The following is a 1517-nucleotide window of genomic DNA, read 5'->3' on the forward strand; positions in this document are numbered from 1 at the left end:
GCCCGGCCCTGCCTCCCCCCGCCCGCGCCCGCCCCCCCCCCCGGCCCGTCCTGCTGCGCCGGGTGGATTGGGTCCGGCGCCGGAGTGGACGGCGGTGGGGCGCCGCTCCTCCTCGGGGAACGAGGCTGCCAGGTCGCGGACCTGCCGTGTTGTCACCGAGTCGACAGTTCCTGCGCACTGCGTCTACTCGCGGGCGCCCCCTGAGGACGCGGTGCGCCGGTGCTCGCTCGGGGAGATCCCGTACGCGGCCCGGAACGCCCGGCTGAAGTCGGAGGCGCGGGGGAGGCCCCGGCGGACGGCGACGGCCTGGACGGGCAGGGCGCGCAGCGCGGGATCGGCCAGGTCCTGGCGGGCCTTCTCCAGCCGTTGGCGGCGGATCCACGCGGCGACCGTCTCACCCTCCGACTGCTGCGTGAAGACGCGGTGCAGGTAGCTGACGGAGATGTGGTGCGCGGCGGCGATCACGGGCGGCGAGAGCTCGGGATCGTGCAGGTTCCGGCCGATGAACGTCCGGACGTTCTCCACCAGGGCCCGCTGCCGGGCGTCGTCCGGCAGCACGGCCTCGGCGTCCAGCTCCCGGGCCAGCCAGGCGGCGACGAGGTCGATCACGACCGTTCCCAGCCGCGGCGCCTCGGCCGGGCCGAGGAGGGCGGCCTGGCGGTCCAGCCCGACCAGGAAGTCGGAGAGCAGCGCACTCGTACCCTGGCGCCCCGAGAACCCCCGGCCCATCAGGTCGCGCACCCGGTCCGGGGGCAGGGGCAGCATCGCCATGGGGAAGTCGATGCCCAGCGCATCGGTCCGGGGTGCCTGCGGCCCGGCGGCCCCGGTGGCGCGGCCGGCGAACGCCCGCACGTCGTACGGGTGCGAGCTGTCGAGCACGGTCAGCTCGCCGGGCCGGAACACCGTCGTGCCGGCCCGGGGGTCGCGGGTCAGCGACAGGGCCCCGTCGAGCACCAGCGTCAGGTGGCACACCTCCCGGTCGGACTGCCGCACCCGCCGTGCGGACCGCCGGAACCTGGCCGGCGGGAACGACGACTTGAGGAGCGTGACCGGCCCCAGCTCCAGGTGCCGCATCTCCGCCTCGAAGTGGTCGGCGTGCGCACTGGTCATCTCACTGTCCCGGGTCCGCCCGATCAGCTCCCGCCAGCAGTCGAAACGGTCCTCCGCAGGCAGTTCGTCGCCCCGGAACACGGTCCCCGCACTCCCGGTCAATCCCGGCTCCTTCCCTCGGCTCCTGTCCCCGTCGGATCTCGATTTTCCTCTTCCGATCATGAACTGGTAACTTCTTATCCGTCGACGGGACCAGATCGCGGAAGCGAGCGGGGCCAGGTCGGTCAGGCGTCGGTGGTGCAGTGGTAGCACGCCCGCTTTCAGCGGGAAGGGTTCGTTCGATTCGGGCCCGGCGCTCCAACTCGTGGGGGCGGGAGCCGGTTTCGGCTCCCCCCCCCACGCCGATTCCGCGGGTCAGATGCCCCGGCCGACCCGCGGTGCGGGCACACGCGGCAGCACGTCCCAGA

The 1517-nt window shown here is 73.9% G+C and carries 1 protein-coding gene and 1 tRNA gene; one reads left to right on the forward strand and one right to left on the reverse strand.

Annotated features, from left to right (window positions below; translation table 11 throughout):
• Nucleotides 1-183: 183 nt before the first annotated feature.
• Nucleotides 184-1212, reverse strand: a complete 1029-nt coding sequence (locus tag ACFV4G_RS40970) for an AraC family transcriptional regulator (protein WP_380448287.1) — start codon at nucleotides 1210-1212, stop codon at nucleotides 184-186.
• A gap of 126 nt (nucleotides 1213-1338) precedes the next feature.
• Between ACFV4G_RS40970 and ACFV4G_RS40975 the strand changes: the two genes are divergently transcribed.
• A tRNA-Glu gene (locus ACFV4G_RS40975) sits at nucleotides 1339-1410 on the forward strand.
• Nucleotides 1411-1517: the final 107 nt, after the last annotated feature.

The sequence above is a fragment of the Kitasatospora sp. NPDC059747 genome (genome assembly GCF_042732955.1).
Taxonomy (GTDB): Bacteria; Actinomycetota; Actinomycetes; order Streptomycetales; family Streptomycetaceae; genus Kitasatospora.